Genomic DNA, 6,699 nt, shown 5'->3' on the forward strand with positions numbered 1-6,699 from the left:
CCCCGGTTGAAGTGGATGAAGGAGCCCTTCATCGTTTTCAACCGGGGGCGCACCCTGGCGGATCGATGCGCCTCCTCTCCCCGAATGGCTCTAGGCCAACGCTTCCGTAGGCGACTGACGCGCCGCACGGACCGCCGGGTAAACGCCGGCGATGGCGCCGATGGCGATGGCCGCGCCCACTCCCCCGAGCAGGGCGGGCCACGGCAGCGCCGCCGGCCACTTCTGGCTGATCGAATATCCGGCCGTGACCGCGATTCCGACGATCACGCCGACCAGCCCGCCGAGGCCGGACAGCAACACCGACTCGGTGAGGAACTGCCATCTGATCTGCCTGCGGGTCGCCCCGAGCGCCCGCCTCAGGCCGATCTCTCTCCGGCGTTCCAGCACCGAGATCACCATCGTGTTCGCCACGCCGACGCCTCCCACCAACAACGCGACTCCGCCCAAGCCCAGGAACAGCGCGTTGAAGGAGCTCTCCGCCAGCTGCTTGGCCTCCAGCGCCTCCGACGGCCTGGACACCTTGACCTCACCGGCCTTCTGCGGATTCAGCGTCGGCCCGAGCAGCTTGCGGACGTTCTCGATCTGGTCGTCGGCCGTGCGCACGTAGACGGTGTTGGCGTGGCCCTCGAAGCCGAACGCCTCCTTCGCCGCCTCCCAGCCGATCAGCGCGGACCTGTCGATCTCCGGCGACAACGGCAACGGACCGAGAATGCCGACCACGGTGAACCACTGACCGTCGATCCACAGCTGCACACCGGGCTTGTCGACGCCCAAGCGCGAGGCCGCGGTGCCCCCGAGCACCACCGACTTCTCGCCGGGCGTCAGCCACCGTCCCGCCCGGATCTCGGCGTTCAGCGTCTTCAGCAGGTCCTGCTCCGCCGCCTGCACCTGCAGCCCGAGCGTGTCACTCGACGGGATCATGTCGTTCTTGCGGATGTTCGCCGAGATCTTGCCGGTGCCGCTGGCGGACGTGACCGCGCCGATCCGCTTGGCCATCGGCACCGCCGTCTCCGGCAGCTCCGCGTTCTGGCCCAGGAAGTCCTGGCCCGGCCCCGCTGTCAGCAGGTTGGTGCCCAGCTTGGACATCTTCTCCTGCAACGCGGCGGCGCTGGAGGAGGGGATGCCGACCACCGCGACGACGGCGGCGATGCCGATCGCGATGCCGAGGGCGGAGAGGATCGCGCGGATCGGGCGGGTCCGCATGCCGAAGAACCCGAGGCGCAGCAGGTCGATCACACGATCACTCCGTCCCGCACCTCGACGCGACGCGGCGCCCACGCCGCGATGTCCCGGTCGTGCGTGATCAGCACGATCGTCGTGCCGTCGGAGTTGAGGCTCTCCAACAAGTCCAGTACTCCCGCACCGTTCTGCGTGTCCAGGTTCCCGGTCGGCTCGTCGGCCAGGAGGATCCCCGGCGTGTTCACCACAGCCCGCGCGATCGCGACTCGCTGACGCTCACCACCGGACAGCTCGTGCGGCTTGTGGAGCGCGCGATGGATCAACCCGACTCTGTCCAAAGCGGACATCGCCAGCGCGCGTCTCTTCGAGCGCGGAACGCCTGCGTACACGAGCCCGGACGCCACGTTCTCGATCGCGGACAGTCCTTCTGTGAGGAAGAACTGCTGGAACACGAACCCGATCGTGCGTGCCCGCAGCGCCGACAAAGCGTTGTCCGACAACGTGGATATGTCGTTGCCGTCGATCTCGACGCGACCCGTCGTCGGCTTGTCGAGCGTGCCCATCAGGTGCAGCAGCGTCGACTTCCCCGAGCCGGACGGGCCCACGATCGCGAGCATCTCGCCGCCCCCGACGGTCAGGGAGACGTCGCGCAACGCCTGCACACCGCCGGGATACGTCCGGCTCGCGTGGTCGACGGTGATCACTCGGTGGTCACCACCTTCATGCCCTCGCGCAGGCCGTCGCCCTTCACCTCGACCTGTCCCTTGGCGAAGATGCCGACGGTGACCGGGATGGTCCTGCCGTCCTCGGTGACCACGCCGTAGCCGCCCTCGTTCAACGCGAGCAGCGCGCCGATCGGGACCGCGAGCACGTTCTCCTTCTTGGACGCCGTGAACAGCGCCGTGACGTTCGCGCTGTCGAGGCCCTCGGCGGCCTTGGGGTCGTCGACGGAGATCGTCAGCACGATCTTCGGCTTCTGGCCCTGGTTCGGGTCGCCGGCGGAGCGGGTGATGCCGACGATCGTGCCGGTGGTGGGCTTGCCGCCGGGGATCGACAGCTCGACCTTCTCACCCTGCTTGGCGAGGCGCTGCTTGGCGGTGTCCAGCTCGACGGTCACCGCTCGCTCGGTGCCGGTGACCTTCATCAGGTCGCCGCCGGCCGGTGAGCCGAGCTGCCCGGTCACCGAGGAGACGCGGATCGCGCCGGGCTGGACGATGACATCGCCCTGGCCGAGCTTTCCGTTCTGCTCCAGGCCGTTCGCCTTCTGCCACCTCTTCAGCGCGGCGGCGGTGTACGAGGTGAACTTCTCGTCGGGGGTGCCGAAGTCCTTGTACCCCAAGGCGGCGAGGTTCTCCTCGACGACTTTGACGTCAGGGCCGTTCGACATGCCCGCTTCCAGGTCGCGGTAGAGCGGCATCGTGCCGTAGAACAGCGGCACAGGCTTGGCGTCCGCCCAGAACACGGCTTTGCCCTGCTCGATGACGTCGCCTTGTTTCGGCAGCCCGGTGATGGTGCCGCTTTTCCGCGAGGCCAGGCCTCGTTCCGCGCCGTAGCCGAGCTGGCCGGTCACCGACTGCTGGTCGGCCAGGTTCGTCTTCTTCACCGGCGCGGTCTTCGACGGGTCGTTCTGCAACGGCGCCGCGCTGGCCTGGTTGGACGCGACTCTCGTGAGGACCACGACCCCGCCGGTGCCGAGCACCACCGCCGCGACGAGCGCGGCGATGAGGATCTTCCTGTTCACCTTGCGCTTCATCCCACTTGCCTCGCCACGCCGAACTCGCCGAGGCCGCAGTCCTTCATGTCCTGCTTGACCTTGTCGTCGTCCATGTTGGGCAGTTCCAGCGTCTCGGCCGCACCGCCGCCGTCGAACTTCGGGTCGGGCCAGTTGTACCCCTTGTCCCGCATGCACTTCGCCTGCTGGCGCATCTTGTCCTGTTGCTCAGGCGACGGCGGCTCGTAAGCACCGCCGTTCTTCAGGTACTTCTTGCAGGCCTCGTGCGCGGCGTTCATCTTGTTCTCGTCGGGCAGACCGCCGTTCTCCTCACCGGGCGTGGCCTCGAAGACCATGCTGCCGCCCTCGCCCTCCTTCGGGTCCGGGACGTTGACCCCGTTCTCCCTCATGCACTGGGCGAACTTGATGGGGTCTTCCTTGGTCTCCTGGCCGGCGTTGTTCGGCTGCTCTTTGGACCCGCAGGCGGTGAGCGCCATGAGCAGGGCCAGCAGCACTGCGATGGTGGATTTCACGACGACAGGTCTACGGAGGCGGCCATTCGACGGCGTTAAGCGAAAGGCTTTATCCGGCGCTTATCCCGGAGACGCGGAAAATAGGTGTCATGCGTGTGCTGGTGGTCGAGGACGAACAGCTGCTCGCGGACACGATCGCCGAGGGACTGCGCAGGTACTCGATGGCGGTCGACGTCTGCTACGACGGCGAAGCGGCGTTGGAGCGGGTAGGGGTGCACGCGTACGACGTCGTGGTGCTCGACCGCGATTTGCCGCTCGTCCACGGTGACGACGTGTGCAAGGCGGTGCACGCGACCGGCGGCGAGGCACGGGTGCTGATGCTGACGGCGGCGGCCGAAGTGGACGATCGGGTGGCCGGGCTCGGGCTCGGTGCCGACGACTACCTGACCAAGCCGTTCGCGTTCGCCGAACTGGTGGCGCGGGTGCAGGCGCTCGGTCGCCGGGCTCGTCCGGCCTTGCCACCGGTGCTCGAACGGGCAGGGGTGACGCTGGACCTGCCGCGGCACCAGGCGGCGCGGGACGGGAAGTTCCTGCCGCTCTCGCCCAAGGAGTTCGCCGTGCTGGAGGTCTTGATGCGGGCGGAGGGCAACGTGGTGAGCGCCGAGGAACTGCTGGAGAAGGCCTGGGACGAGCACGCCGACCCGTTCACGAACGCCGTGCGGGTGGCGGTGATGACGCTGCGCCGCAAGCTGGGCACGCCGCAGGTCATCGAGACCGTGCCCGGTGCCGGCTACCGGTTCGGCTCGTGAAGCTGCGGACCAGGCTGACGGCCTGGTACGCCGGGGTGTTCCTGATCGCCGGGGTCGCGCTGATCGCACTCAACTACTGGCTGCTCGCGGCGTGGCTGCCCTCCGAAGACTGGGTGGCGGTGGGCGAGGCCCGGCAGGCCGTGCCGATGGAGACCTACCCCTACGCGGCGACCCTCGAGGCGGCTCAGCTGCCCGCGGACACCCAGGTGCTCAGCGCTGAGCTGGTGAAGACCACCACGCTCTCCGGGTTCATCTGGCAGTCGGCCATCGCGTTGGTGGTGGCGGCGATCATCGCGGTCTGGCTCGGCTGGGTGGTGGCCGGCCGAGTGCTGGAGCCGTTGCACTCGATCACCTCGACCGCGCACCGGCTGGAGGCGGAACGGCTGGACCAGCGCATCGAGCTGGACGGGCCGCCGGACGAGCTGAAGGAGCTCGCGGACACGTTCGACGGGATGCTCGACCGGCTCGCGTCGTCGTTCGACAGTCAGAAGCGGTTCGTCGCGAACGCCTCGCACGAGCTGCGCACGCCTCTCGCGGTGCAGCGGACGTTGATCGAGGTGGCGTTGGCCGCGCCGGACGCGACGGACGACATGCGCCGTCTCGGAGCGCACCTGCTCGACACGAACGAGCGAAGCGAGAAGCTCATCGACGGGTTGCTGCTGCTCGCACGCAGTGATCGCGGACTGGCCACGCGCGAGCTGGTCTGGCTCGACGAGATCATCGACGACGAGGTCGAGTCGTGCGGGTCGCTGGCGGCCACCAAGGAAGTCACGTTCGACGTGTCGACGCGGCCGTACCTGGTCGAGGGCGATCCGGTGCTGCTCGCCCAGCTCATCGGCAACCTGCTGCGCAACGCCCTGCTCTACAACAAACCTGGCGGAACCGTGTCGGTCCGCCTTGATCGAGAACTCGTGGTTTCCAACACCGGGCCGACCGTGCCCGCGGAGGCCGTGCCGGGGCTCTTCGAACCGTTTCGACGCCTGCGCGACCGCACCGGGACCGCGGGATCTGGCCTGGGTCTGTCGATCGTGCAGTCGGTGGCGCGGGCTCATCAAGGAGCGGCCAAGGCTCGTCCGAACGGGGGAGGAGGCCTGGTGGTCCAGGTGAACCTTCCGGAAACGGACGTGCGACAGCCCTCGTGAACTGGCAAGATCACGTAGAGATATCGGCGAGTCTCCGAGCTTTGGGTGCCTCGTTGTCCTAACGTTGTCTGCTGGCGAGGTGCAATTTCAGGGAGGCCACGATGCGAGCGCTGCGAGTCATCGGGCTCGACGAGGACGGCAAGTCCGTCATCCTCGAGGACCCCGAAAACCGCGGCGAGCGCTTCACGCTCCCCGCTGACGAGCGCCTTCGGGCGGCCCTGCGCGGTGATCTCGCGCGCCTCGGCCAGATGCAGATCGAGTCGGGTGAGGCCCTCATGCGGCCGCGGGAGATCCAGGCCCGCATCCGCGCCGGCGAGTCGATCGAGCAGGTCGCGTCCGCCGCGGGCATGCCCACGCACCGCATCGAGCGCTTCGCCTACCCCGTTCTGCTGGAGCGTTCGCGCACGGCCGACCTGGCCCAGCGCGCGCACCCGGTCCGCGAGGACGGCCCGGACGTGCAGACGCTCGGTGAGGTCGTCGCGCACTCGTTCGGCCTGCGCGGCCACGACCTGTCCGACACCAAGTGGGACGCGTGGCGCGGTGACGACGGCCGCTGGATCGTGCAGCTGCACTGGAAGACCGGGCGCTCGGACAACCGCGCGCACTGGCACTTCCACCCCGGTGCGCAGGGCGGCACGGTCACGGCGCTGGACGACGGCGCGGTCGACCTGATGGACCCGAACCCGAACCGGACGCTGCGCACGGTGCGGCCGGTGACGCAGCTGGCGCGCCAGGCACTGGAGTCGACGCCGGTCGTGGCTCCTCCCGTCGCGGAGGAGCCCGCACCGGTGCCGGTTCAGGCGCCTGCTCCCGCTCCGGCTCCGGTCGTGGCGGAGAAGCCGGCCCCGAAGCCCGCACCGCAGCCGGTTCAGGAGACGCTGCCTGAGCCGGAGCCCGCACCTGCTCCTCCACCGGCAGCTCCTCCGGCGAAGCCGGAAGAGCCCGCCGCGGAGAAGCCGGTGCGCAAGGACCCTCCTCCCAAGCGGGGGAAGAAGAACCACCCCATCGTCCCTTCGTGGGAGGACGTTTTACTGGGCGTGCGGTCGAACCGCTGATTGATCCGCAGTGGGACGCCGTGTCGCGCTGGCTGCCGGAGTGGGTGCACTCCTCGGGCTGGCTTGGTGGGGAGTGTTCGAGCTCATCGCCTCGGGAGCGGTCTGCTCGTTCGAGGACTGGGGCTGCCTCGGCGCCGCGGTGAAGACCATGCCGACGTTCATCGCCGCCTGCACCCACAACAACACCGACGACACGGCGATACCGGTGTTCGTGACGAGCAGCAGCTTCCGCCGGTCGACAAAGTCGTCGTCATGGGCGGCGCGCTCAACGTGCCCGGCAACATCACGAGCTACGCCGAGGCCAACTTCTGGCACGACCCGGAAGCAGCC

General features: G+C 68.7%; 8 protein-coding genes. 4 read left to right on the plus strand and 4 right to left on the minus strand.

The genetic code is table 11. The features are described from left to right. Positions 1 to 90: 90 nt before the first annotated feature. Genes ABZX92_RS44565 through ABZX92_RS44580 form a run of 4 tightly spaced genes read right to left on the minus strand, consistent with a single transcriptional unit; the run spans position 91 to position 3,423 of the window. On the minus strand, positions 91 to 1,203 hold the full coding sequence (locus ABZX92_RS44565) for an ABC transporter permease (RefSeq protein ID WP_355572063.1): 1,113 nt from the start codon (positions 1,201 to 1,203) through the stop codon (positions 91 to 93). Between the two features lie 29 nt (positions 1,204 to 1,232). Next, positions 1,233 to 1,883: an ABC transporter ATP-binding protein gene (locus ABZX92_RS44570; protein ID WP_355572051.1), complete on the minus strand. Its 651-nt coding sequence runs from the start codon at positions 1,881 to 1,883 to the stop codon at positions 1,233 to 1,235. Next, positions 1,880 to 2,932, minus strand: a complete 1,053-nt coding sequence (locus ABZX92_RS44575) for a peptidoglycan-binding protein (protein WP_355572053.1) — start codon at positions 2,930 to 2,932, stop codon at positions 1,880 to 1,882. The genes ABZX92_RS44570 and ABZX92_RS44575 overlap by 4 nt, the downstream gene beginning before the upstream one ends. Next, positions 2,929 to 3,423, minus strand: coding sequence for a hypothetical protein (locus tag ABZX92_RS44580; RefSeq protein ID WP_355572055.1), 495 nt, complete (start codon positions 3,421 to 3,423; stop codon positions 2,929 to 2,931). Before ABZX92_RS44580 ends, ABZX92_RS44575 begins: the two co-directional genes overlap by 4 nt. An 89-nt stretch (positions 3,424 to 3,512) precedes the next feature. Between ABZX92_RS44580 and ABZX92_RS44585 the strand changes: the two genes are divergently transcribed. From ABZX92_RS44585 to ABZX92_RS44600, 4 genes are all read left to right on the plus strand, one after another. Then, positions 3,513 to 4,172 (plus strand): response regulator transcription factor, encoded by a 660-nt coding sequence (locus ABZX92_RS44585; protein ID WP_355572057.1) that lies wholly within the window; start codon positions 3,513 to 3,515, stop codon positions 4,170 to 4,172. Then, complete coding sequence (locus ABZX92_RS44590; protein WP_355572059.1) at positions 4,169 to 5,314, plus strand: ATP-binding protein; 1,146 nt, start codon at positions 4,169 to 4,171, stop codon at positions 5,312 to 5,314. Before ABZX92_RS44585 ends, ABZX92_RS44590 begins: the two co-directional genes overlap by 4 nt. 101 nt (positions 5,315 to 5,415) lie before the next feature. Beyond that, the gene (gene sepH / locus ABZX92_RS44595; RefSeq protein ID WP_355572061.1) at positions 5,416 to 6,369 is read left to right on the plus strand and encodes a septation protein SepH; all 954 of its coding nucleotides are present in this window, start codon (positions 5,416 to 5,418) and stop codon (positions 6,367 to 6,369) included. Positions 6,370 to 6,621: 252 nt separating this feature from the next. Then, a partial coding sequence (locus ABZX92_RS44600) for a nucleoside hydrolase (protein ID WP_355572065.1) occupies positions 6,622 to 6,699 on the plus strand: 78 nt, incomplete at its 3' end.

It is taken from the genome of Lentzea sp. NPDC006480 (genome assembly GCF_040611995.1).
Lineage (GTDB): Bacteria > Actinomycetota > Actinomycetes > Mycobacteriales > Pseudonocardiaceae > Lentzea.

Bases quoted from the DNA above. Each gene is read 5' to 3' on its own strand.
- ABZX92_RS44565 (WP_355572063.1), bottom strand. From the start codon at position 1,203: ATGCGGACCCGCCCGATCCGCGCGATCCTCTCCGCCCTCGGCATCGCG.
- ABZX92_RS44575 (WP_355572053.1), bottom strand. From the start codon at position 2,932: ATGAAGCGCAAGGTGAACAGGAAGATCCTCATCGCCGCGCTCGTCGCG.
- ABZX92_RS44585 (WP_355572057.1), top strand. From the start codon at position 3,513: ATGCGTGTGCTGGTGGTCGAGGACGAACAGCTGCTCGCGGACACGATC.
- sepH (WP_355572061.1), top strand. From the start codon at position 5,416: ATGCGAGCGCTGCGAGTCATCGGGCTCGACGAGGACGGCAAGTCCGTC.